Source organism: Saccharopolyspora erythraea NRRL 2338, from assembly GCF_000062885.1.
Lineage (GTDB): Bacteria > Actinomycetota > Actinomycetes > Mycobacteriales > Pseudonocardiaceae > Saccharopolyspora_D > Saccharopolyspora_D erythraea.
In genome coordinates, this window is sequence record NC_009142.1 from 7,116,395 (window position 1) to 7,141,177 (window position 24,783).

A 24,783-nucleotide genomic window follows, 5' to 3' on the forward strand; every position below is an offset into this window, starting at 1 on the left:
GATTCTAGGTGCTCCGAAGCGGGTGCGGCGCCCAGGTGGGCGGGCAAGGCCCGGCAGGCGGCCCGTAGGCCGAGGGGTACTAGGCGCCACTCGCGGGCTGCTCGCAGTCCCGCACCGGTTCCGCCACGGGCACTCCCCCGGCCTCCAGCAGCCGGCGCAAGCGAGCCGGGTAGTCGGTGATCAGGCCGTCGACGCCCATGTCGATCAGCGCGTTCATCGTGGCTTCGTCGTTCACCGTCCACGGCACGACGGCCAGGCCCGCGCGGTGCGCCTCCTCGACGAGCGCCGGCGTGGTGAACGGCACGTAGCCGGGGTCGCCGACCGCGCCGCCCTGCGGTTCGCCGTGCAGCGGTGACAGGGCGGCGGCTCCGAAGGTCCGCACCGCGCGCACCGGGCTGCCGCCGAAGTCGTCGATGTCCAGGCCGCCCAGCCACGGCGATGCCCCTGGCTCGCCGACCTCCAGGAACTTCGGCTCGGTGAGCGCGACCACGGGCAGCCACGGCTCGACCCGCCGCATCAGCCGCAGCGCACCCCAGTCGAAGCTCTGGACCGTGACGCGTCCGAGCATCCCGGCCTGGCGGACCTGCTCGGCGACCACCCGCACGAACTGCTCGCGCGGGGCCGTCTCGTGCGGGGCGGCGGCCTCCACCTTGGTTTCGATGTTGAAGCGGACGTCGTGGGCGCGGCAGGCGCGGACGAGGGCGAAGACCTCGCGCAGCGTCGGCATGCGCGCCCCGGGCGCCGGCTGCTGCTCGGGGTAGTCCGGGTGGGTCCGAGAACCGCAGTCCAGCGTGCGGACCTGCGCGAAGGTGAGGTCCTTGACGTAGGAGCCCGCGTACGGGAACTGCGGGTCACCCGGGAACGCGGGGGCGGTGTCCAGGCACTTCCCGGGCTTGATCTGCCGGTCGTGGGTGACCACCTCGCGCCCGTCGGCGGTGATCTGCACGTCGAGCTCGAGCGTCGTGACACCGATCCGCATGGCGTTGGCGAACGCCGGGAGCGTGCCCTCCGGGTAGTGGGCGATGCCGCCGCGATGCGCCTGTAGGTCGAAGCCCGGCCCGTGCCCGGGAGGTCCGGCGGCCGCGGGCGCGACGATGCCCGCCGACAGCGCGACCGACACCAGCAGGGAGCTCACCGCGCGCAGCGACTTCGATCTCATGGGCGGCAGGCTGCCGGCTCCGGGCGTCGTGCGGGCGTGCGGCAGGTTGCGGTGCGGCGACGCTTCGGCGTCGAGCGCCCCCACGGCGCGGGATCACCGCGAACGGGCTCTCCCCCGCTGGTCGGCGATCGCGAGGGAGGTGAACGCCAGCACCACCGCCGCCATGGCGCCGAAGGTCGTCGGGTAGTCGGTGGCCGTCACCAGCACCCCGAAACCGACCGCACCGATGCCGTTGCCCGCGTCGTAGGCGATGTTCCACGCCGTGCTGGCCGCCCCCGACTCCGCCCGCTCGAACATCATCACCAGCGTGACGTTCTGGACCGCGCCGAACCCGGCTCCGAGCGCGAAGGCCCCGGCGATGGCGACGGCCGCCGCACCGGCCGACGCCAGGGCGATCGCGGCCGTGCCGGCTCCGGCCAGCACCACGCTCGGCACGACCACCAGCCCGCCTCCGAACCGGTCGCCCACCTGACCGGCGAGCCAGCGCCCGGCCACGGTCGCGAGGCCGAACGACAGCAGGGCGGGCGTCACCGCCCACGCCGTGATCGCCAGCGGCAGGAACGCCACCAGGCCGCCCGCGGCCGTCGCGACCACGCACATGACCAGCCACGGCGAGAACAACGTCAGCGGGAAGGTCCGCGCGGCGGCCGGACCGGCCTCGGGTCTGCGCACGGGCGCGATCCAGAAGACCGCCGCGGTCATGGCGACCGGCAGCGCCGTGGCGATCCAGAACAGCGGCACGAAGCCGACGTGCTGGGCCAGCCACACCCCGGCGGGCAGGAACACCACGTTCGGCAGCCCGACCGACAGGCCGTAGAGCCCGGCCGCGCGTCCCCGCATCGCCACCGGCACCAGCTCGGCGACCAGCGCGCTGCCCGCGACCGTGAGCAGCCCGAAGCCGATGCCGCGCAGGCCGGACACCGCCAGCAGCGCCCACATCTCCTGCGAGACCGCGAACAGCGGGGTCGGCAGGCCGATCAGCAGCGTGCCGGCGCCCAGCGCGAGGCGGTGCCCGACCCGGCGCAGCAGCCACGGCATCGCGAGCTGGGTCAGCACGGTGACCAGCATGAACACCGCGTTGGTCGCGCCGGCGGCGATCTCGCCCGCGCCACCGACGACGGCCCACAGCGGCACCACCGGCAGCAGCAGCACGTAGCCGGCGAAACCGCCCAGCACCGCCAGCAGCATCAGCAGGAACGAACGACCGCGCAGCGGGTTCGCGGCGCGGCGGTCGGATACGACTCGCACGGCTACTTCATACGTGCGGAGGACGGCAGTTGTCGAACGGCCGTACCAGTCCGGTGCGGGGCGGACGCGTTCCGGCAGGTCCGGCGCTCGCGAAAGGCCACGGCCGGACGATTGTGGAGCCGCGCCGGGTCGGTTTGGCTGGGTGATCACCACCCGGAGCCGAGGGAGAACCGAATGCGTCGACTACGAGCGCTGACGTTGGCGACCATCGTGGCGGGTACCGCCTTCACCGCCCCCGCCGCGGCGACCGCCCCGCCGGCGGCCCCAGCCGAACCGGCGGCGGCCCCAGCCGAACCGTGCAGCGAGGAGCCGCGCGAGAACCCGGTCACCGAGTTCACCAGCTACGACGAGATGCTGGTCGAGCTCGGCCGCATCGAGCGGGTCAGCCGCGGCAGGGTCGCCGTCGAGACCGCGGGCGAGTCCAACCGCGGCCGCGACCTGGTGACCGCCCGCGTCGGCGACGGACCCAAGGCCGTGCTGATCACCGCCGAGATCCACGGCAACGAGAAGACCGGTCCGGACGCGGTCCTGCACCTGCTGGACTTCCTCGGCACCTCGGACTCCCCGAAGGCGCGCCAGATCCGCTCCGAGCTGACGGTCGTGGCGATGCCCAAGATCAACCCTGACGCGGGCGCGCTCGACCGGCGCGGCAACGACATGACGTGGGAGGAGGCCAAGCTCCGCCACCCCCAGCTCGCGAGCGCCCCGCCGCCGTGGAACTACTACACCGGCTCGTTGCAGGGCGACGACTACTCGCAGCAGCCGGGCTTCGACGTCAACCGCGACTACAACCCGGATCTGGACTACAGGCCGCGCCCGCAGGACTTCCCGGGCGCCAGCGACCGGCCAGGCTGGTTCCTGAGCCCGGAGACCAGCACCGTGCGCGACGTCTACCGCGGGCTGCAACGCGAGTTCGGCGGGGTGGACAGCTACATCGACCTGCACCACCAGGGCGCCTGCTACACCGTGCCGGGCACCGGCCGGTTCGTGACGATGAGCCTGTCCGGCAAGTTCGTGGCCGACCCCGCGGCGCCCGGCTCGCCCTACGCCGCCTACGCCGACGGCTTCCCGCTCGACTACTCCAAGCAGCTCAACGTCGCCGCCTACAACGCCCTGCAGGCGGCGGCGAACCAGAACCCGGCCTTCGGCGACATCACGCTCTACCCGCAGGACATCGACCTGCCCGGCACCGGGCTCGGCACCTTCCAGCTCAACGGCAGCGGCGCCGTGCTTTTCGAGGTGCGGGGGCAGACGCAGACGCTCGGTGAGCGCCACCGGGAGATGCTGACCAGGACGGTGGAGATCGGCCTGGACGGCATCCTGGCCTCGGTGGCCGGCGGCCAGGTGCACAACCTCGACCCGGCCGCCTACGACCGGATCCCGCCGACCGACCGCGACCAGACGCGGGGCACGATCACCGAGATCGAGGACTGACCACCGGGCGGCCGCGACCGACGGCTCGCGGCCGCCCGGTTACGCCTTCGGCATCGAGCACACCGTGCGCATCGGGTTCGCCGACGACACCCGGACGCTGACCACCGGGCGGCACTTGTTCGGTCGGTTCCTCGACGCCCCGGCATGACTCTCGCCCGCCGGGGTGTCCGGCCTCCGCAGCGCCCTGGGGCTGGACCGCCCTGCCTTTCCGGCAGAGATCCGCCGGGCAGGCCCTAGTCGGTCAGCTCGTCGAGCATGCGCTGCGCGTCGGCCAGCTCCTGCTGGAGCTGTTCGACGCGGGCGCGCTGCTGTTCGCGCGCGGCGTCGATCAGCGGCTCGACCGCGTCGGCGACGTCGTCGTGCAGGGCCTTCGCCGCCTGCGCCACGGCGGAGGCAGGCACCGCCATCGGCCGCAGCACCCGCTTCTTGCCGGTGCTGACCTCGACGCTCCACTGCCCCGCCTGGTCGGCCGTCAGCGTCACGGTGGCCTCGGTGGGCTGGCGCTGCTTGCGCCGCGCACCGGCGCTCGACGACTTCGCGGCGGTGGCGGACGAACTCGTCCGCGCCGCATCGGCGGCGTCGGAAGCGCGCGAAGCGCCGGAGCCCGCGGTGCCCTGACCCGCCGACGACCGCCCGGACGTCGCGCCGCCCGACGGCGATGACGCCGCCGGCTTGCTCGACGCGGCGCCGGCCGAGCCCGAACCCGACGCCGAGCCGGAAGCCTTCGCCGGAGCCGGAGCGGAACCCGAACCCTTCGCCGAGCCGGAACCCGACGCCGTACCGGCGCCGGAAGCCGAACCCGCACCTGAACCCGAGCCGCTGCGCGACCGGCCGCGCGACCCGGCCGAGTCGTCCGATCGCTTGCGCGGTGGCTTGACCATCGTCACCTCACCGACGGAGAAGGACAGCACGTCCTTCGATCCTGCCGGACGGACCTGGATGAAGTCGCCTTCGGCAGGCTCGTCGAGTGCCATGACCTTGCCGGAGCGTCCCTCCTGGACGCCCACCGCCGCCGGGGTGAACCACACCGTGGGGGTCTCGCCCGCGGCGAGCTGCTCCCGCAGACCGCGGACCTCGTCGGACGACAGCGCACGGGCCTGAGACATCGGTGCCCCTAGCTCAACGGGATGTCCCGGTCTTGCCCGGGTGCAGCGCGACGCGCACCGGCCGGGACGGATTCGACAGTGACATCCGCACTATATCGAACGCCCGTGCGAAGCCTCAACGGCGCCCCGCGGCCTGGATCTCGTAGTCCGCCGGATCGGCCTTCCTCGTGCGCAGCCAGTACTTCCAGGTCGGACCCGGCCAGATGGTGCGGTTGACGCCGTTGGCGTCGAGGTACCAGCTCCGGCAGCCGCCCTCGGACCAGACCGCGCCCGAGAGCTTCGACTGGATCTCGCGGTTGAACTCGTCCTGGACGGACTGGCGGACGTCGATGTGGCCGATGTCGCCACGGCAGATCGGCCGCAGGCAGCTCAGCACGTAGTTGATCTGCGACTCGATCATGAACACGACCGAGTTGTGCCCGAGTCCGGTGTTGGGGCCGAGCAGGAAGAACAGGTTCGGGAAACCGGAGACGGTGACGCCGAGGTGGGCCTCCATCCCGTCCTTCCACGCGTCCTGGAGCTTGCGACCCTCCCGGCCGACGATTTCGAGGTGGTCGAACGCGTCGGTGACGTGGAAGCCGGTGCCGTAGATGATGGCGTCCACCGAGTGCTCCTCACCGTCGCCGGTGACCACCGAACGCTTGCGGACCTCCTTGATCCCGCTGGTCCGCACGTCCACGTTGGACCGGTTGAGCGCCGGGTAGTAGTCGCTGGAGAGCAGGATCCGCTTGCAGCCGATGGAGTAGTCCGGGGTGACGGCCTCGCGCAGCTCCGGGTCCTTGATGGTCCGGCGGATGTAGCGCTTGGACAGCATCTCCGAGATCCGCCCGAACCGTGGGCTGAAGACCACCAGCGACCGCGCCTCCAGCAGCCAGTAGACCGCCGCGCGCGCGATGCGCTGCGCCGGCGGCAACCGCCGGAACCACTTGCGCACGCCTTCGGAGATGGGCCGGTCGGGCTTGGGCTGGATCCACGGTGGCGTGCGCTGGAACAGGTGGAGTTGCGCGACCTCCTCGGCGATCTGCGGCACGAACTGGATGGCGCTGGCGCCGGTGCCGACCACCGCGACCCGCTTGCCCTCCAGGTCGAAGTCGTGGTTCCACTCCGCGGAGTGGAACACCTCGCCCTCGAACCCCTCCACGCCGGGCAGGTCCGGATAGCTCGGGAGGTGCAGGGCGCCGACGCCGGAGACCAGCGCCCGCCCCACGTACTCGGTGCCGCCCTTGGTCGAGACCCGCCAGGTCTGGGTCGTCTCGTCGTACTCGGCACCGGTGAACTCGACGCCGTGGTGGATGTGCTCGCGCACGCCGTACTTGTCGGCGCAGTGCTGGAGGTAGTCGGAGATCTCCTGCTGCCCGGCGAAGAACCGGGACCAGTCGGGGTTCTGCTCGAAGGAGAACGAGTACATCAGCGACGGCACGTCGCAGGCGCACCCCGGGTAGGTGTTGTCGCGCCACGTCCCGCCGAGGTCGTCGGACTTCTCCAGCACGACGAAGTCGTGGATGCCCGCCTGCTTGAGCTTGATCGCCGTGCCGAGCCCGGAGAACCCGGTACCGACGATCACGACGGAGGTGTCGTGCACCGGGTTCGAAGTGCTCTGGGGCTTGGACCTGCGCCTCGCCATGCGGGCCTCCTCGTTCGTGCCACCGCCACGCTGCCTACCGACCAGTAGCCTACTACGAGTAGGTTACCTCCGGTAGGGTGGATTCGTGGAGACGCAGCAGGCAGTCGGTTCATCCGCGCGCCCGGCCGGGCGCAAGCGCCTTCCCCGGGCCGAGCGCGAGCGGCAGATCCTCGCCGTGGCCGAGGAGGTGTTCGCCCGCGACGGCTACCAGGACACGTCGATGGACGACATCGCCCAGCGCGTCGGGTTGAGCAAGCCGATGCTCTACGAGTACTTCGGCTCGAAGGAGGGCCTGCTGCTGGCGTGCCTGGAGAAGGCGAAGCGCGAGCTGCTGGAGTCGACCATGCGGGCCGCCGAGAAGGCCGTCGGCCCCGAGCAGCTGCTGCACGACTGCCTGCTGTCCTTCTTCCGGTTCGGCGAGGAGCACGCCCAGGCGTGGGCGTTGCTGCGCAACGAGTCCGCGGTCCCCAGCTCCTCGGTGCACACCGAGCTGGAGTCGATCCGCCTCCAGCAGACCGAGCTGACCGCGAGCCTGATGCGGGTCGCCCGGCCCGACCTGGAGCCGTTGCAGCTCGAGGCCTTCGCCGAGGCGATCATCGGCGCCTGCGAACGGCTGGCGCTGTGGCGGGAGCGCCGCCCCGAGATCACCCCGCAAGACGCCACGCGGCACCTGATGACGCTGCTGCTGCCGAGCCTGAGTCCGCCCGCGCCGTAGATCACCCCTTCGAGCGATATGGGGAAGCCGAGGTCAAGGGCCTCCACGCGGCTTCCGATAGCGGGCGTGTCGGTCGCGCACTGCCCCGGTGCCCCCGGCACGTCCCCCGAACGCTCGAGCAGGGAGAAGTCCTTTGCCCCCTTGGAGCTCGCGGTCCCCCTGGGGCACGCGCACGTTGCAGGCGGCTGTCGTCGCCGCCGGTGTCACGGCTGTCGGCGGCGGTGCCGTCGCCATCGCCGACGGCGGCCAGGCGACGCCGCCGTCCGGCCCCGAGCTGACGCGGATCCCCGAACAGGTCGAGCTCGCCGCCCCGATCGACGGCTGCAAGCCGCAGGACGTCTCGGCGAAGACGTGCGTCGACGCCGTCGGCCGCGTGGTGGCCCCGACGCTGGTCCACCAGGCGGGCGCCGATCTCGGTCAGTCCCGCTCCGAACTCGGCTCCGCCCTGCGCGTCGAGCGTCCGCTGGTCAGCTTCGGCAAGGCCCAGCGCGCGCTCGACGCCGTGCAGAACACGAGCCACCGCGCCCAGGAACTGGGCCGGACCCGTCCGACCACGCAGGTCGGGTTGTGGCCGGACAACATCGGCCCCCTGCACAAGCAGACCGCGGACGGCGTCCTGTTCGACGCCGAACTGGCACCCCGCCCGCCGGACCACGAGGGCGTGTCAGCCCTCGACACCGTCAGCCGGCTCGACGCCGCGCACGGGTACGGCATGCGCCCGGCGACCGTCCCGGTCGGCACCGTGATGCCGCTGGCCAGGCAGGCACCGGGGGTCGACCCGCTGCTGACCGAGGTGAACACCCGCGGCAACGCCCTGGCGAAGACCTACCAGCGCATCGCGCCTGCGCCGCAACCACCCGCGCCCGCGGTGCCTCCGTCCGCGGCGCCCGCGTCAGAGCGGCAGACCCCCGCGCTGCCCTCGCTCGACAGCACGCTGGAGGACGCGGTGGTGGGCTCGGCGCACAACGTCGCCACCGGACTCCCGCAGAGCCCGTCCCAGGTCACCGGCCTGGCCTCCGCAGCGCAGTAGCGCGGGGAGTTCAACGGAAGAACGAAGGGCGCCGGACCGAGGTCCGGCGCCCTTCAGCCGTTCGGCGGTGGCGGTGCGGCTCCACCACGAGGCCGCTCCGGCACCGGCCGACCGCGTCAGGCGGCCGCGGCGGCGGCCACGATGGCGGCGTCGGGCTCGCCCAGCTCGAACGGCTCACCGGCCTCCGCGCGACGCACCAGCGACGCCGGCGGCTCGAAGCGCTCGCCGTAGCGGGCCGCCAGCTCCCGCGACCGCGCGACGAAACCGGCCAGACCGCCCGGGTAGCCGTTCATGTACTGCACGACGCCGCCGGTCCAGGCCGGGAAACCGATGCCCATGATCGAACCGATGTTGGCGTCGGGCACCGACAGCAGCACGCCCTCGTCGAGGCAGCGCACCGTCTCCAGCGCCTCGATGAACAGCATCCGCTCGCGGAGGTCGACGAGGTCCACATCGGACGGATCGGCGCCGGTGCCGAAGTGCTCGAGCAGACCAGGCCACAGCCGGGTGCGCTTTCCGTCGGCGTACTCGTAGAAACCGGCTCCGCCGGAGCGGCCCTTGCGGTCGAACTCCTCGACCATCCGGTCCAGCACCGCGTCGGCGGGGTGCGGGGCCCAGGTGCCGCCCTGCGCCTCGACGGCGCGCCTGGTCTCCTCCCTGATCCTGCGCGGCAGGGTCAGGGTCAGCTCGTCGAAGAGCTGGAGCACCGGAGCCGGGAAGCCGGCCTGCGCCGAAGCCTGCTCGATCGAGGCCGGGTGCACGCCCTCGGCGAGCATCGCCACGCCCTCGTTGAGGAACGTGCCGATGACGCGGCTGGTGAAGAAACCGCGGCTGTCGTTGACCACGATCGGCGTCTTGCTGATCTGGCGCACGACGTCGAAGGCGCGCGCCAGCGCGCGGTCGCTGGTCCGCTCCCCGCGGATGATCTCCACCAGCGGCATCTTGTCGACCGGCGAGAAGAAGTGCAGCCCGATGAAGTCCTCGCGGCGGCGGACGCCCTCGGCCAGCGTGGTGATCGGCAGCGTGGAGGTGTTGGAGCAGATCAGCGCGTCCGGGTCGATGACGTCCTCGATCTCGGCGTAGACCTGGTGCTTGAGCTTGGTGTCCTCGAAGACCGCCTCGATCACCAGGTCGGCGCCCGCCAGGTCCGCGGCCTTGTCGGTTGCGGTGATCCGCGCCAGGACCTCGTCGCGCTTGGCCTCGGTGGAACGCCCCTTGGCGATGGCCTTGTCCAGCACCGTCTTCGAGTACGCCTTGCCCTTCTCGGCGGCCTCGACGGAGACGTCCTTGATGACGACCTGCATCCCGGCCTTGGCGCAGACGTGGGCGATGCCCGCGCCCATCATGCCGCCGCCGAGCACCGCGACCTTCTTCGCCTGCCACTGCTCGACGCCGTCCGGGCGGCTGCCGCCGGAGTTGACGTGCTGGAGGTCGAAGAAGAACGCCTTGCTCATGTTCTTGGCGGTCTGGCCGCAGACCAGCTCGACGAAGTAGCGGCCCTCGATCTCGAACGCGGTGTCCACGTCGACCTGGGCGCCCTCGACCGCCGCGCAGAGGATGTTGCGCGGCGCCGGGTACGGCGCGCCCTTGAGCTGCTTGCGCAGGTTGGCCGGGAACGCGGGCAGGTTCGCCGCGAAGCTCGGCGTCGACGGCGTCCCGCCGGGGATCTTGTAGCCCTTGCGGTCCCAGGGCTGGTCCGCCTGCGGGTTGGCCTTGATCCAGTCCTTGGCCGCGGTCAGCAGTTCCTCGGGGGTGTCGACCAGCTCGTCGACCAGGCCGAGCTCCTTGGCCCGCTCCGGGCGCAGCCGCTGGCCCTGGGTCAGCACGTGCACCAGCGCGTCGGCGATGCCGATCAGCCGGACCGTGCGGACCACGCCGCCCGCGCCGGGCAGCAGGCCGAGGGTGACCTCGGGGAATCCGAAGCGCGACTTGGCGTCGTTGAGCGCGACGCGGTGGTGGCAGCCCAGGGCGATCTCCAGGCCGCCGCCGAGCGCGGTGCCGTTGAGGGCGGCCACGACCGGGACGCCGAGCGTCTCCAGCCTGCGCAGCTGCTGCTTGACGGCCCGGCTGGTCTCGGTGATCTGCTGGACGTTCTCGGGCCGCGCGCGGATCAGGTCGCGCAGGTCGCCGCCGGCGAAGAAGGTGCTCTTGGCCGAGGTGAGCACGACCCCGGTGATGCGCTCGCGCTCGTCCTCCAGCCGCTGGAGGGTCTCCTCCATCGAGCGCACGTAGCGCTCGTTCATCGTGTTGGCCTGCTGCTGCGGGTCGTCCAGGGTCAGCACGACGACGCCGTCTTCCTCGGTCCAGCGGATGGTGCTCTGCTCGCTCATGTCTGCCTCAGCCGATCCGTTCCACGATGGTCGCGATTCCCATGCCGCCGCCGATGCACAGCGTGGCGAGCCCGAAGCGCTCGCCGCGGCGTTCCAGTTCGTCGATGAGGGTGCCCAGGATCATCGCCCCGGTGGCGCCCAGCGGGTGGCCCATCGCGATCGCGCCGCCGTTGACGTTGACCTTGTCGTGCGGCACGCCGAAGTCCTTCATGAACTTCAGCGGGACCGCGGCGAACGCCTCGTTGATCTCGACCAGGTCGATCTGGTCGATGGTCATGTCCGCCTTGGCCAGCGCCTTGCGGACCGCCGGGCCGGGGCCGGTGAGCATGATCGTCGGGTCGGCTCCGCTGAGCGCGGCGGCGACGATGCGGGCGCGCGGCCGCAGCCCGGTGCGCTCGCCGAGGGCCTCGCTGCCGATCAGCGCGAGCGCGGCGCCGTCGACGATGCCCGACGAGTTGCCGGCGGTGTGCACGTGGTCGATGCGCTCGACCCAGTGGTACTTCTGCTGCGCGACGGCGTCGAAACCGCCGTGCTCGCCCATCATGGCGAAGGACGGCTGGAGCCCGCCGAGGCTCTCGGCGGTGGTCCCGGGGCGGATGTGCTCGTCGCGGTCGAGGACCGTCTGGCCGTTGCGGTCGACGACGGGGACCACGGAGCGGCCGAAGCGGTTGTCGGCCCAGGCCTTGGCGGCGCGGGTCTGGGACTCGGCGGCGTAGGCGTCGACGGTGCCGCGGTCGAAGCCCTCCAGGGTGGCGATGAGGTCGGCGCCGATGCCCTGCGGCACGAATGACGTGTCGAGGTTGGTCTCGGGGTCCATCGCCCACGCCCCGCCGTCGGAGCCGATCGGCACCCGCGACATCGACTCGACGCCGCCTGCGAGCACGCCGTCCTCCCAGCCGGAGCGGACCTTCTGCGCGGCGATGTTCACCGCCTCCAGGCCGGAGGCGCAGAACCGGTTGAGCTGCACGCCGCTGACCGTTTCCGGCAGCCCGGCGGCCAACGCGGCGGTCTTGGCGATGTCCCCACCCTGGTCGCCGATCGGCGAGACGACGCCGAGCACGACGTCGTCGATCAGCGCGGGGTCGAGACCGGGATGGCGCTTGCGCAGCGCGTCGATCAGCCCGGTGACCAGGCTGATCGGTTTGGTGCCGTGCAGCGACCCGGTTTTCTTGCCGCGACCGCGTGGCGTGCGGATCGCGTCGTAGACGAACGCCTCGGACATGGGCGGCGTGCCTCCTCGTTGCGGCAGGTACTCCACCCAGAGTGTGACACCATTACTGTCACAGTCAATGGAGAGGTCGCTTCGGGCGTTTCGCGGGGCGGGCGCCGGCGCCGAGAAGGCCACCCATGACCCTGCCCAGCTCGGCGGCCGGCACCAGCGGGACGACGCGCGTTCAGGACGGTCGTTGCTCCAGTCCCGGCAAGCCCGTTCTCCGCGCCGCGAAAACACCTCGGCGGGTGGATGCGTCGCATCCACCCGCCGAGGCCGCTCGTCGCGGTCAGCCGGTCGGCTTCCGCTCCGCGTCGCCCAGCAGCGCCTCCGCGCCGAGGCCGCGGATCGAGGCGTCGAGGACCTCTACGGTGTGGGCCATCGCCAGCTCCGATCCGCGGCGTTCCAGGGAGGTGCGGATCTGCATCGCGCAGCCCGGGTTCGCGCTGATCAGCAACTCGGCGCCGGTGTCGAGCACGTTCTCGGCCTTGCGGTCGCCGAGATCCATCGCCGCCTCCGGCTGGAGGATGTTGTAGACCCCGGCCGAGCCGCAGCACAGCTCGCCGCGGTTGATCTCGCGGACCTCCATACCCGGGATGCCGCGCAGCAGCTCCCTCGGCTGCGACCGGATGCCCTGGCCGTGGGCCAGGTGGCAGGCGTCGTGGTAGGCGGCCCGCACCGGCAGCGGGTGGCGCTCGGCCACCGGCCCCAGCTCCACGAGCAGCTCCGCGATGTCGCGCACCCGCGCCGAGAACCGCTCGGCCTTCTCGGCGTACTCGGGGTCGTCCCGCAGCAGCCGCGGGTACTCCTTGAGCGTCGAGCCGCAGCCCGCCGAGTTGATCACGACGTACTCGACCCCGGCGTCCTCGAAGGTGTCCAGCAGGTTCCGGGCGAACCTGACCGCTTCCTCCTCGCGGCCGGTGTGCTCGCTCAGCGCGCCGCAGCAGCCCTGGGCGCGCGGGATCACGACGTCGCAGCCCTCGGCGGAGAGCACCCGCGCCGTCGCGGCGTTGACGTCGGGGAAGAACGCGCTCTGCACGCAGCCGGTGATCATCCCGACCGTCGCGCGCCGCGTCCCCCTCGCCGGGACGCGGTTTCCGAGCTTGGGCGCGCGGCTGATCGGCGGCGCCAGCGACTCCATCACCCGCAGCGACGCGGGCATCTTCCGCAGCAGCCCGGAGCGCTTGACCAGCTTGCTCAACCCCGTCTTCTGGTACAGCGCGAGCGGGCCGCGCATCGCGCGCAGGCGCCGCGGGTACGGGAACAGCGCGAAGATCCCGGCGCGCAGCAGCTTCTCCCAGCGGCCGCGCTCGTGCCTGCGCTCGACCTGCGCCCTGGTCTCGGTGATCAGGGTGCCGTACTGGACGCCGGACGGGCAGGCGGTCACGCACGCCATGCAGCCCAGGCAGGCGTCGAAGTGCCCGACCATGCTGCCGGTCATCGGCTCGCCCTCGAGCCCTTCCTTCATCAGGTAGATGCGGCCGCGCGGCGAGTCCATCTCCTCGCCCCACAGCTCGTAGGTGGGGCACGACGGCAGGCAGAAACCGCAGTGCACGCAGTCGTCGATGAGCTCGCGCTGCGGCGGGTGCAGTGCGTCGAACGCGCTGTCGGTCATCAGATCCCTCCAACGAACCGGCCGGGGGCGAGCCGGTGCTCCGGGTCGAACTGGTCCTTGGTGCGGCGCATCAGCGCCATGACGCCGGGAGCGACCGGACCCCACGGGTCGACCTTCTCCCGTATCGCGCGCGGCGACCGCGTCAGCACCGCGTAGTCGCATCGTTCGCGCAGCATGCCGACGAGGTCGGCGACCGCGGCGGGGTCGGCGTCGCCGGGCAGACCGGCGTGCAGCACGCCGATGCCGGCCGCGCCGCGAACGGCCACGTCGATGTCCGGCCGCACCGACAGCAGCGCGGCCAGCGCCTTCGGCTCGACGCCGACGCGGATGCCGATGCCGTCGGCCGGGTCGAACGGGTAGCGGCCCCACCACGACGGCGCGTGCTCCAGCACGCTGCCGCCGACGGCATCGGCCAGTTCCAGGGCGCGCTCGTGGGTCGCCGTCGGGCGCCCCTCGATCTCGGCCACCACCTCGATCCGGCCACCGGGGGTGGCGCGGTCCACCTCGACGGCGGTGGGCATCGCCTGGGAGTGCCGGATGCGGTCGACCGCCTCGGCCGCGGCCCCCGGGTCGTCGGTCTCGACCTGGATCCAGCGGTGCTCGGCGGCCAGCGGGTGCAGCCGGAACACCGCTTCGGTGATCACGCCCAGGCTGCCGAAGGAACCGGTGTAGAGCTTGCCGAGGTCGTATCCCGCGACGTTCTTGACGACCTTGCCGCCGGAGATGGTCACCGCGCCGTCGGGCCGGACGACGGTGATGCCGATCAGCAGGTCCCGCACTCCGCCGAACAGGTGGCGGCACGGACCGGAAGTCGCGGTCGCGATGACCCCGCCGACGGTCGCCGTCGGCAGCGGCTGGTCGATGGCCAGCATCTGCCCCGCCGCGCCGACCACCCGCTGGACGTCGGCCAGCGGCGTGCCCGCCATGGCGTGCACCACCAGGTCGCCCGCGGCGTGCTCGACGACCTCGTTCGCGCCGGAGAGGTCCAGCACGAGGTCCACCTCGCGGGGCGGCCCGCCCCAGTCGAGCTTGCTGCCCGAACCCCTGGGCACCACGTGCAGACCGTGCTCGGCCGCGACCCGCATCGCCGCCGCGGCCGACTCGGTACCGTCCACAGCGGCCACCCACTGTGGACGGACGCCGTCGACCGCGTCGTGCTCCCCGGCGTCGCGGACGTCGGGAACCGCTTCCTCCAGCGCTCGCCGCGCCTCGCTCATGGCCATCAGAACTGGTCCGCCAATCCGGCCTCGGTCAGTGGGTGCACGCCGCGGCGCGGTCCCGGGACCTCGCCGCACAGCCTCGGAGTCGGGAAGACCTTGCCCGGGTTGCAGATGCCCACCGGGTCGAAGGCGCAGCGCACGCGCTGCATGGTGTCCAGGTCGTCGGCGTTGAACATCCGGCCCATGTACTTGACCTTGTCCGCGCCGACGCCGTGCTCGCCGGTGATCGAGCCGCCGTGCTCGATGCACAGGTCGAGGATCGCGCCGGAGACCTCCTCGGCGCGTTCGGCCGCGCCGGGCTCGGAGTCGTCGAAGAGCACCAGCGGGTGCAGGTTGCCGTCACCGGCGTGGAAGACGTTGGCCACCCTCACCCCGGACTCGCCCGACAGGCGGGCGATGCGGCCCAGCACCTCCGGCAGCGCGGTCCTGGGGATCACGCCGTCCTGCACGATGTAGTCGGGGCTGATCCGGCCCACGGCGGCGAATGCGGACTTGCGCCCCTTCCAGATCATCGCCCTCTCGGCGTCGTCGGCCGCGACCCGGATCTCGAAGGCGCCGTGCTCGCCGCAGTAGCGCTCGACCTCCGCGAAGGTGTGCTCGACCTCGGCGGCCGGGCCGTCGAGCTCGACCACCAGCACCGCGCCCGCGCCTTTCGGGTAGCCGCACTGCACGGCCTGTTCGGCCGCCTCGATGGCCAGCGCGTCCATCATCTCGATCGCGGCGGGCGTGACCCCCGCGGCGATGATCGCCGAGACCGCCGCGCCCGCCTCGTCTGTGGAGGGGAAGCCGGCGAGCAGGGTCTGCACCGACTCGGGTTTGCGCAGCAACCGCACGGTGATCTTGGTGACGATGCCGAGCGTGCCCTCGCTGCCGATGAACGCGCCGAGCAGGTCGTAGCCGGGCGCCTCGCGGGCGCCGCCGAGCTGGACGATCTCGCCGTCGGGCGTGATGACCTCGAGCCCGAGGATGTGGTGCGTGGTGAACCCGTACTTCAGGCAGTGCGCGCCACCGGAGTTCTCCGCGACGTTGCCGCCCACCGAGCACACCTGCTGGCTGGACGGGTCGGGAGCGAAGTAGTAGCCGTGCGGCGCTGCGGCCTTGGTGACGTCGAGGTTGATCACGCCCGGCTCGACCACGGCGCGTTCGTTCTCGACGTCGATCTCCAGGATCCGGCGCATCTTCGCGGTCACGATCAGCACGCCGTCGGAGTGCGGGAGCGCACCGCCGGACAGGCCGGTGCCCGATCCTCGGGCGACGAACGGGATCCGGTGCTCGGCGCAGATCCGCACCACCTGCTGGATCTGCTCCTGGTTCTCCGGGAGCACGACCACGGCGGGCACGACCCGGTAGCTGGCCAGGCCGTCGCACTCGTAGGTCCGCAGGCGCTGCGGATCGGTGATGACGCCGTTCGGCGGGAGCACCTCGTGAAACCGGCGCAGGGCCGAGTCGAGGACTCCGGTGGCGGTCGACTGCATGTTTCCGGCCTCCTTGCCGAAATGACATTCCGCTTCGCGGAATCACCGTTCCACTATGGCGACCCTAGGTTGTCGGCGACATAGATACAAGGGGTCGACAAGCACCCCGGGCTGCGTCTCCGGCGGCGTCCCGACTGCGGCCGCGCAGGCGTTCCAGCAGATCCGGACGGCGCGGACCGCACGCTCCCCTTCGGCGCACACCCACGACCATTGTGACGCCAAGCACAACGCGCCTCCAGTGAGCGGTGGTCGTCAGCGCCTGTCTTCGATCTTCGAAGCGTTGCCGAACCCGTGAACGGACGCGAGGCGAGTTCGACGCCAGGCGCTCAGAGCCGCGCGAGAGCCGCCGGGGACGGGAAGGCCCCGGTGCCGAGCCGCTCGACGGCCCGGTAGACGTGCCCGGTCGGGTACCGCCAGCGCACCGCCGCGGGCAGCGCCAGCGCCGCGGTGCGGAACGAGAACAACCCGGCCGCGGTGGCCAGCCGGGGGTAGGCGGGATGGCGGTGCACCTCGTGCGCCCACCGCGGCTGCGCCGAGTACGCCAGGTGGCCCAGCGGCAGGTAGCCGAGATCGACGCCGAGCAGCCACCACTGGTCGAACGGCAGGTGCAGGAACCGGTAGACGACCTCGGAGTCCTCGGTGCGGGCCAGCTCGGGACGCACGCGGACGAAGTAGTCGGCCATCTCGCGGCGGGAGCCGGGCACCGCCTCGGGATCGAGCCCGACCAGCGCGGCGACCCTGCGCTGCTCGTCGAAGTACCGGTCGACCTGGGCGCCGGTCAGCGGCAGGCCGGCCCTGCCGACCACGTCGGCGAAGGAGTGCACCTCGGCGCAGTGCACCCACAGCAGCAGGCCGGGGTCGTCGAGGCGGATGTCCTCGCCGGTGCGCGGGTCGACGGCGCTGAGCCTGCGGTGCACCTGCCGCACCCGGCGGGCGGCGGCCTCGGCTGCCTCACGGGTGCCGTAGGTCGTGACGCCGACGAAGTCACCGGTGCGCCGGAGCCTTCCGAGCGGGTCCTCGCGGAACCGCGAGTTCTGCACCACGGCCGCGACCGCCTTCGGATGCAGGGACTGCAGGTAGAGGCCGCACACGCCGGCGACCCACATCGCCGGGTCGGCGTGCAGGTGCCAGGTCACCGTGTCCGGACCGAACAGCCCCTTCGCCATCGCTCACCCCTGGGCGACCAGCAGCGGGACGTACTGCTCGGCCGCGGTCATCGAGCCGTGCTGGCCGCGCAGGGACGACTCCGCCGGCTCGACCGCGGAGCGCACGACCGCCGACTCCCGCATCACCGCGATCACGTCGCCGATGCGCGGCCGGACCGGGCCGCTGATCACCGGGCCGAACCAGCCGTCGTCGATGGCCTGCTCACCGGTGACGACCACGCCCCGGCAACCGATCGCCTCCCGCCACGCCGCGAGCACGTCGCCGCCCGCGCCGGGTTCGGCGTAGACGTGGCGCGCCCGGCCCTCGCCGCCGATCAGCCGCACGCCGTGCTGGAGCGCCGGTTCGGTGTCGGCGTCGAGCGTGTCCTCGGGGTCCACGGCGACCATGCCGTGGTCGGCGACCACCGCCAGCACCGCCGACTCCGGCAGCTTGGAGGCCAGGTTCGCCACGAGCGCGTCGATCTGGCTGAGCTGCATGCGCCACGGCAGCGAACCGGGGCCGTGGCCGTGCCCGAGGCCGTCGAGGTGGCCGTGGTAGCCGTAGCAGAGGGCGGGGCCCGGGACCGCGAGCGCCGTCAGCAGCTCGGCGGCCAGATCGCCCATGGCGCCCACGCCGCGGAACTCGCCGCCGCGCAGCGCGGCCCGCGTCAGACCGGTGCCCTTGAACTCCCTCGGCACCGCGATCCGCACGTCCACTCCCGCTTCCACCGCGCGTTCCAGCACGGTCGCGCGCGGCTGGGCGCTCTCCGGCGGCCAGTCCTGCAGCAGGCTGCGCCGGGACGCCGAGGCGTTCGGGCTGCTGTGGGTGCCCCAGGACAGCGGGTGCAGCAACCCGCCCGACGGCTCGGCGAAGGTGTAGCCGACGACGCCGTGCTCGCCTGCCAGGCTGCCGGTGCCCAGCGAGGTGATGCTGGTGGCGGTCGTCGTCGGGAAGCCGACCTTGACCGGGTTCCCGGTCGCCAGCGACGCCAGGAACGGCGCGTCGGCGGCGTAGGCGCGCAGCAGGTCCCACCCGAGCCCGTCGACCAGGAGCACCGCCGCGTTGCGGCACGCCGGGAACCCGACGGTGTCGGTGAACCCGGGAGTGCCCATCGCGGCGAGCAGGGACGGCAGTACGTCGGGAAGAGCGCGCCCGTCGTGGTCGGGAGCGACGATCCAGTCCACCGAGCACCTCCTCTGCCCGCCGCGGGGGCCGCGGGGCGGGCTAGAACCCCATCGACCTGCCCACGATCTCCTTCATGATCTCGGTCGTGCCGCCGTAGATGGTCTGGATCCTGGTGTCCAGGAACGCCTTGGCCACCGGGTACTCCAGCATGTATCCGTAGCCGCCGTGGAGCTGGAGGCAACGGTCCACCACGCGCTTGTTCATCTCGCTGAGCCACCACTTGGCCATCGCGGCGTGCTCGACACCAAGTTCACCGCGAAGGTGGTCGCTGACGCAACGGTCGGTGAAGACGCGGCCGATCTGGACCTCGGTGGCCATCTCGGCCAGCTCGAACCGGGTGTTCTGGAACTTGCCGATCGGCCGCCCGAACGCGGTCCTGGTCCGGCAGTACTCCTTGGTGACGTCCAGGACCTTCTCCGCCGAGGCCGCCGAGGCGACCGCGATCGACAGCCGCTCCTGCGGGAGGTTCTGCATCAGGTAGACGAAGCCCTTGCCCTCCTCGCCGAGGAGGTTGGCGGCGGGCACCCGGACGTCGTTGAAGAACAGCTCGGCGGTGTCCTGCGACTTCTGGCCGATCTTCTCCAGGTTGCGGCCCCGCTCGAAGCCCTCCGTCCCGCGCTCGACCACCAGCAGGCTGATGCCCTCGTGCCCGGCGTCGGGGTCGGTGCGGGCCACGACGATCACCAGGTCGGCCAGGATGCCGTTGGAGATGAAGGTCTTCTGCCCGTTGAGGACGTACTCGTCGCCGTCGCGGACGGCGGTGGTGCGGATGCCCTGCAGGTCGCTGCCCGCGCCGGGCTCGGTCATCGCGATCGCGGTGATCAGCTCACCACTGCAGAACCCGGGCAGCCAGCGCCGCTTCTGCTCCTCGGTCGCGAGCTTGGTCAGGTACGGGGCGATGATGTCGACGTGCAGCGGCGAGCCGAAACCGGAGACGCCCGCGGCGACCAGCTCCTCGTCGAAGACGACGTTGAACCGGAAGTCCTCGGTGCCGCCACCGCCGTACTCCTCGTCGATGGCGAATCCGAGCAGCCCCTGCTCACCGGCGGCCAGCCACGCGTCGCGGCTGACGACACCGGCCTGCTCCCACTCGGCCACGTGCGGGGTCAGCTCCTTGGCGATGAACGCCCGCACGGTCTCGCGGAAAGCCTCGTGTTCGTCGTCGAACAGTTCCCTGCGCATCGGTCACGCTTCCTTTCGGGCGATCGCACCTGAGTCGAGCAGTTCGGCGGCCCCGGCGACCTGCCACTGGTCCAGGACCGCCGCGGCGTCCGCACCGGCCGCGGGCACCGCGCGGGGCGCCGGGTTCGGGGTCCGGGAGAAGCGGGGCGCCGGTGCGGGCTGGAGCACGCCCTCGCGCTCGACGAGCGTCCCGCGGGCGGCGACGTGCGGGTGCCGCGGCGCCTCGGCCATCGACAGCACCGGCGCGACGCAGGCGTCGGACCCTTCGAATACCTCGGTCCACTCCGCGCGGGTGCGCCGGGCGAAGATCTCGGCGAACCGCCTGCGCAGCTCCGCCCAGTTCGCGGGGTCGTCGCGGTCGGGCAGGTCCTCGGCGCCGAGCCGTCGGACCAGTTCGGCGTAGAACTTCGGCTCCAGCGCGCCGACGGCCATGTGCTCGCCGTCGGCGGTTTCGTAGACGTCGTAGAACGGGGCCCCGGTGTCCAGCAGGTTCGTACCGCGAGTGGTGCTCCAGCCGCCCGCGGCGCGCATTCCGTGGATCATCGTACCGAGGTGCGCGGCGCCGTCCACAATGGATGCGTCGACGACCTGGCCGCGCCCGCTGCCGCGCGCTTCCAGCAGGGCCGCGAGCACTCCGACCGCCAGGTACATCGAGCCGCCGCCGAAGTCGCCGAGCAGGTTGAGCGGGACCTGCGGTGGCCCACCCGCCCGGCCGATGGCGTGCAGCATGCCGGTCAGCGCGATGTAGCCGATGTCGTGCCCGGCCGTCGGCGCGAGCGGCCCGTCCTGCCCCCAGCCGGTCATCCGGCCGTAGACCAGCCGCGGGTTGACCTCCCAGCACTGCCGCGGACCGACGCCGAGCCGTTCGGCGACGCCGGGACGCAGGCCTTCGAGCAGGACGTCCGCGCGCTCGGCGAGCGCGAGCACCGCCGCCGCGCCGCGCTCGTGCTTGAGGTCCACCGCGATCGACCGCTTGCCGCGGTTGAGCAGGTCGGTCTGGTCCGAGCCATCCGGGCGGTCCACCCGCGCGCCCGCCCCCGGGCGGTCCACGAGCACGACGTCGGCCCCGAGGTCGGCGAGCAGCATCGCGCAGAACGGCGCGGGCCCCAGCCCCGCCAGCTCCACGACCCGCACGCCCGCCAGCGGCCCGCTGTTGCCTGTGCCTGCCACGCCCGCACCTTCCGTCCTGTGTCACCGGCCACACCAAACGCGACGCAGTTAGTGTTACATCGCTGGTGTTACAGCGGTCAAGGAGTATCGTCCCCGGCATGCTCCGAACCGCCGACGAAGAGCTCACCATCGACGAGCTGGCCGCACGGGCCGGCGTCACCGTGCGCACCGTGCGGTTCTACTCCTCCCGCGGCCTGCTCCCGCCACCGCGCCTGCGCGGCAGGCTCGGCCTCTACGGCGGCGACCACCTGGCCCGCCTCGACCTGATCCGCGACCTGCAGGCGCTGGGCTTCACCCTCTCGGCGATCGAACGGCACCTCGAGCGCATCCCCGCCGACGCCACCCCCGAGGACCTCGCCCTGCAACGGGCGCTGCTCGCGCCGTGGACCCGCGACCAGAGCGAGGACCTGGACCGCCACGAGCTCAACCAGCGCGCCGGACGGCACCTCGACGACGAGCTGATCGAGCAGCTCGTCGCGCTCGGCGTCCTCGAGCGCCTCCCCGAGGACCCCGACCGGCTGCGGCTGCCCAGCACCGCCATGCTCGGCGTCGGTCTGCAGATCCTCGACCTCGGCCTGCCGCTGGAGATGCTGGTGCAGGCCAAGGGGATCGTCGAGCAGCACACCACGCAGATCGCCGTCGAGCTGCGGGAGCTGTTCGCCGCCAACGTGCTGCGCCCCTACGTCGAGCGCGGACGTCCCGAGCAGGAGCGCGAACGGGTCCGCGCCGCGACCGACCAGCTGCGGCCGCTGACGATCCAGGTGCTGGTCAACGGATTCCAGCGCGCGGTCAACGACGTCATCCGCGACCACGTCTGAGCGCCCGTCCTCGCGAGAGAGGTCGCAGAGCCAGAGGGCGCCCGAGAGCCTGTCCTCGATCTCCGAAGCGGCGCCGCCGCTTGGCCCGCCCGTGCAACCGGCACCGCCGAGCAAGACACCTCCGAGCGCACCGCCGTTCGTGGCCGGTTCTCTCGAACCCTGGCCAAAGGCCGGGCCGATGCGGTTTCATCGCCAGTCGTGACGATCGTCACGCGCGTCGAGGGGAGACCGCAGCGATGGGCTTGTCGCAGTCCTGGGCCGCCACCGCTCTCGAAACGACGATCCCGTCCCTTTTCTCCCGCAATGCCGACGAACATCCGGAACATCCCGCGCTGACCGACCACCGCGGCGGTGGCACGCGCACCTGGACCTGGGGCCAGGCAGGCACCGAGGTCGAGACAATCGCGGCCGGGCTCTGCGCGCTGGGCCTGCAACGCGGTCAGACCATGCTGACCATGATGTCCAACCGCGCCGAGCACTGGCTGGCCGACGTGGCCGCGACGCACCTCGGCGCGGTGCCCGCCACCGTCCGCGGGAACCACGCCGGCGACCACGTGCTGTACCTGGCCAGGCACAGCAGGGCCCGGGTCGTCGTCGTGGAGGGCGCCGACCAGGTGGGGCGGTGGTCGTCGGCGCTGCGCGAGCCGACGGCGATCGAGCACGTCGTGGTCCTGGACCGCGCGGCGGTTCCCTCCGGCGACCCCCGGTTCCTCACCTGGGAAGCGCTGCTGTCGCACGGACGGCGGCTGCTGGCCGAGGACCGCGCGATCGTGGCCCGGCACCGGGAGTCGCTCACCCCGGACCGGCCCGCCACGATCCTCTACACCACCGAGCGCGCCCGCGAGCACGAGTGCGTAGTGCTGACCCACCGCAACGTCGGCTACGCCGCCGCGGCGCTGGAGCACATCACCGGAATTCCCCGGCATGCCAACACGATCTGCTACCGGCCGCTGACCGACGCAGCCGACCGGATGCTCGGCATGTACTCGGCCATCCACGGCGCCTCGCACGTGCACCTGTGCGCCGACGCCGCGCACGCCGCCACCGCGCTGCCGGAACTGCGGCCCGCGGCGTTCTTCGGCGCGCCGCGGGTGTGGGCGGAACTGGCCGCGGACGCGGAGTCGGTCGCGCCGCACCGACCGGCCACCGCCCAGGCGCGGCAACGGCTCCGCGCCCGACTCGGACTCGGCGACGTCGTCTGGGCCTCCAGCGGCCCGGCCCCGCTGGAGCCCGGGGTGCTGGATCTGTTCGCTTCGCTGGGCGTCGACATCCGCCAGAGCTGGGGCACCGCCGAGACCAGCGGCTTCGCCACCGCCAACCACGCGGGCGCCTCCCGGCCCGGCACGGCAGGACGAGGCATGCCCGGCGTGGAGGTCCGCATCGCCGACGACGGCGAGATCCTGGTGCGCGGCCCGGTCGTCTGCCCCGGCCACCTCCAGCCCGACGGCGTGATCAAGCCGGCGACCGACGCCGAGGGCTGGCTGCGCACCGGCGACGCGGGCAGCCTCGACGACGACGGTTTCCTGGTGGTGACCCACCGGGCCAACCCGGGCTGACCCGGGTCAGCCCGGCGGCCTAATCCGCGCTCCGCGCGGACGGAGCGGACTCGCGGGCGAACCGCCGCGGGTCCCCGGTCAGCGCCAGGCAGAGCACGGTGACCAGCGAACCGGCCACCAGGTACGCCGCGATCGGCCACGACGCACCGCCCGCCGCGCCCAGCAGCGCGGTGGCCACGAACGGCGAGAGCCCGCCGCCGAGCACCGAACCGCTCTGGTAACCCAGCGACACCCCCGTGTACCGGACCCTGGTGTCGAACAGCTCCGCGCAGAACGCCGCCATGGGGCCGAAAACCGCCGCCGAACCCGCGTAGCCGAGCACCATCGCCAGCACGATCAGCGCGGGCGAGCGGGTGTCGAGCAGCCAGAACATCGGGAACGCGTAGAGGGCCAGGAAGATGCCGCCGCCCAGCATCACCCTGGTGCGCCCCAGGACGTCGGAGAGGTGTGCGAAGACCAGGATCCCGAGGATCTGCGCGGCCGAACCGGCGAGGCTGCCCGTCAGCATCAGCTGCCTGGACACCCCCAGGGCCTCGATGCCGTAGGAGAGCAGGAAAGTCGCCAGGATGAAGATGAAGGTGTTGAACCCGAGGTTCACCCCCGCCGAGAGCAGGATCTGGCGCCAGGAGGTCGCGAACGCGTCGGTGATGGGCAGCCGCGCACGCTGCCCGTGCTCGCGGATGCGGGCGAACTCCGGCGACTCCGCCAGCCGCAGCCGCACGTAGAGGCCGACCCCGACCAGCACCAGGCTCAGCAGGAACGGCACCCGCCAGCCCCAGGTGAGGAACTGGTCGCCGGAGATCGCGGTGGCCGCCGAGAACGCCCCGGTCGCCAGGAACAGCCCGGTCGGGGAACCGATGAAGGTCCAGCCGCCGTACCAGCCGTGCCGGTTCGGCGGCGCGTGCTCCACGGCCATCAGCACCGCGCCGCCCTGCTCGCCGCCGAGGAAGAAGCCCTGGACCACCCGCAGCACCACCAGCGCGAGCGGAGCCCACACGCCGACCTGCTCGTAGGTCGGCAGCAGGCCGATCGCCGCGGTGCACACCCCGGTGACGCTGAGCGTGATCACCAGCATCAGCTTGCGGCCGAGCCGGTCGCCGAAGTGGCCGATGACCGCGGCTCCCAGCGGGCGGGCCAGGAACCCCGCGCCGAAGGTCGCGAACGCCAGCAGCACGCCGACCCAGGGATCGCTCGCCGCGAAGAACAGCTTGTTGAACACCACGGCGGCGGCCGTGCCGTAGATGAGGAAGTCGTACAGCTCGATCGTGTTGCCGACCGCGCTGGCGAACGCCGCCCTGCGCACCTCGGCGCCCGACGGGGTAGCGCTCCTCGGTTCGACTGCCATCCGGCCCTCCCGGCCTCGTCCGCCACTCGACTGCGCCCACAACGATGTCGAGTGCGGGCGCGGTCGTCCACATCGAATTTTCCACATCGCCCCTTCCGGGCTAGTCCTGATCCCGACTCTCGACCACGAATCCCGACGCAGAGTGATGAAAACCGGGATGGGGGAACCTCGTTCAGGTGGACACCCGACCGCTGCTGCCGCATCCAGAGGAATTC

19 protein-coding genes are annotated in these 24,783 nt (G+C 72.2%); 5 read left to right on the plus strand and 14 right to left on the minus strand.

All coding sequences use genetic code 11. The features are described from left to right. Window positions 1-79: 79 nt before the first annotated feature. Together SACE_RS30535 and SACE_RS30540 are read right to left on the minus strand one after the other, a co-directional pair. Complete coding sequence (locus SACE_RS30535) at window positions 80-1,159, minus strand: glycerophosphodiester phosphodiesterase (protein ID WP_029621538.1); 1,080 nt, start codon at window positions 1,157-1,159, stop codon at window positions 80-82. Between the two features lie 93 nt (window positions 1,160-1,252). Beyond that, entirely contained in the window at window positions 1,253-2,407 is a 1,155-nt protein-coding gene (locus SACE_RS30540) for an MFS transporter (protein WP_009946016.1), read from the minus strand. A 174-nt stretch (window positions 2,408-2,581) separates the two neighbouring features. Between SACE_RS30540 and SACE_RS30545 the strand changes: the two genes are divergently transcribed. Then, window positions 2,582-3,841, plus strand: a complete 1,260-nt coding sequence (locus SACE_RS30545; protein WP_011875026.1) for a M14 family zinc carboxypeptidase — start codon at window positions 2,582-2,584, stop codon at window positions 3,839-3,841. A 233-nt stretch (window positions 3,842-4,074) separates the two neighbouring features. Here the strand turns inward: SACE_RS30545 and SACE_RS30550 are convergent, their stop codons facing one another. Beyond that, complete coding sequence (locus tag SACE_RS30550) at window positions 4,075-4,947, minus strand: DUF6319 family protein (protein WP_009946012.1); 873 nt, start codon at window positions 4,945-4,947, stop codon at window positions 4,075-4,077. Between the two features lie 115 nt (window positions 4,948-5,062). Beyond that, window positions 5,063-6,571 carry a flavin-containing monooxygenase gene (locus SACE_RS30555; protein WP_009946011.1) on the minus strand — a complete coding sequence of 503 codons (1,509 nt, stop codon included), beginning with the start codon at window positions 6,569-6,571 and terminating at the stop codon, window positions 5,063-5,065. 85 nt (window positions 6,572-6,656) lie between these two features. On the opposite strand from SACE_RS30555, the gene SACE_RS30560 reads away from it, so the two are divergent. Together SACE_RS30560 and SACE_RS30565 are read left to right on the plus strand one after the other, a co-directional pair. Then, window positions 6,657-7,286, plus strand: coding sequence for a TetR/AcrR family transcriptional regulator (locus SACE_RS30560; RefSeq protein WP_009946010.1), 630 nt, complete (start codon window positions 6,657-6,659; stop codon window positions 7,284-7,286). A 133-nt stretch (window positions 7,287-7,419) separates the two neighbouring features. Further along, a complete protein-coding gene (locus SACE_RS30565; protein WP_231849852.1) occupies window positions 7,420-8,316 on the plus strand; it encodes a hypothetical protein in 897 nt (298 codons plus the stop codon). Window positions 8,317-8,432: 116 nt separating this feature from the next. Here SACE_RS30565 and SACE_RS30570 read toward each other — a convergent pair whose 3' ends face one another. The 9 genes from SACE_RS30570 to SACE_RS30610 form a co-directional block, all read right to left on the minus strand. Further along, complete coding sequence (locus tag SACE_RS30570) at window positions 8,433-10,646, minus strand: 3-hydroxyacyl-CoA dehydrogenase NAD-binding domain-containing protein (protein WP_009946007.1); 2,214 nt, start codon at window positions 10,644-10,646, stop codon at window positions 8,433-8,435. A 7-nt stretch (window positions 10,647-10,653) separates the two neighbouring features. Continuing rightward, entirely contained in the window at window positions 10,654-11,868 is a 1,215-nt protein-coding gene (locus SACE_RS30575) for an acetyl-CoA C-acetyltransferase (RefSeq protein WP_009946005.1), read from the minus strand. Window positions 11,869-12,145: 277 nt separating this feature from the next. Further along, window positions 12,146-13,471 carry a (Fe-S)-binding protein gene (locus SACE_RS30580; RefSeq protein ID WP_009946004.1) on the minus strand — a complete coding sequence of 442 codons (1,326 nt, stop codon included), beginning with the start codon at window positions 13,469-13,471 and terminating at the stop codon, window positions 12,146-12,148. After that, window positions 13,471-14,694, minus strand: coding sequence for an FAD-binding oxidoreductase (locus tag SACE_RS30585; RefSeq protein ID WP_009946003.1), 1,224 nt, complete (start codon window positions 14,692-14,694; stop codon window positions 13,471-13,473). The genes SACE_RS30580 and SACE_RS30585 overlap by 1 nt, the downstream gene beginning before the upstream one ends. Then, entirely contained in the window at window positions 14,694-16,166 is a 1,473-nt protein-coding gene (locus SACE_RS30590; RefSeq protein WP_009946002.1) for an FAD-linked oxidase C-terminal domain-containing protein, read from the minus strand. Before SACE_RS30590 ends, SACE_RS30585 begins: the two co-directional genes overlap by 1 nt. Before the next feature lie 326 nt (window positions 16,167-16,492). Beyond that, window positions 16,493-17,332 (minus strand): oxygenase MpaB family protein, encoded by an 840-nt coding sequence (locus tag SACE_RS30595; protein WP_009946000.1) that lies wholly within the window; start codon window positions 17,330-17,332, stop codon window positions 16,493-16,495. A gap of 3 nt (window positions 17,333-17,335) precedes the next feature. After that, window positions 17,336-18,496, minus strand: coding sequence for an alkaline phosphatase family protein (locus SACE_RS30600; RefSeq protein WP_009945999.1), 1,161 nt, complete (start codon window positions 18,494-18,496; stop codon window positions 17,336-17,338). 40 nt (window positions 18,497-18,536) lie between these two features. After that, the gene (locus SACE_RS30605; RefSeq protein WP_009945998.1) at window positions 18,537-19,679 is read right to left on the minus strand and encodes an acyl-CoA dehydrogenase family protein; all 1,143 of its coding nucleotides are present in this window, start codon (window positions 19,677-19,679) and stop codon (window positions 18,537-18,539) included. Window positions 19,680-19,682: 3 nt separating this feature from the next. Further along, complete coding sequence (locus tag SACE_RS30610) at window positions 19,683-20,849, minus strand: CaiB/BaiF CoA transferase family protein (protein WP_009945996.1); 1,167 nt, start codon at window positions 20,847-20,849, stop codon at window positions 19,683-19,685. A 98-nt stretch (window positions 20,850-20,947) separates the two neighbouring features. On the opposite strand from SACE_RS30610, the gene SACE_RS30615 reads away from it, so the two are divergent. Next, window positions 20,948-21,667 carry a MerR family transcriptional regulator gene (locus SACE_RS30615; protein ID WP_009945995.1) on the plus strand — a complete coding sequence of 240 codons (720 nt, stop codon included), beginning with the start codon at window positions 20,948-20,950 and terminating at the stop codon, window positions 21,665-21,667. Between the two features lie 236 nt (window positions 21,668-21,903). Beyond that, window positions 21,904-23,223, plus strand: a complete 1,320-nt coding sequence (locus tag SACE_RS30620; protein WP_009945994.1) for an AMP-binding protein — start codon at window positions 21,904-21,906, stop codon at window positions 23,221-23,223. A 19-nt stretch (window positions 23,224-23,242) separates the two neighbouring features. Here the strand turns inward: SACE_RS30620 and SACE_RS30625 are convergent, their stop codons facing one another. Further along, window positions 23,243-24,568, minus strand: a complete 1,326-nt coding sequence (locus SACE_RS30625; RefSeq protein WP_009945992.1) for an MFS transporter — start codon at window positions 24,566-24,568, stop codon at window positions 23,243-23,245. Window positions 24,569-24,783 lie beyond the last annotated feature (215 nt).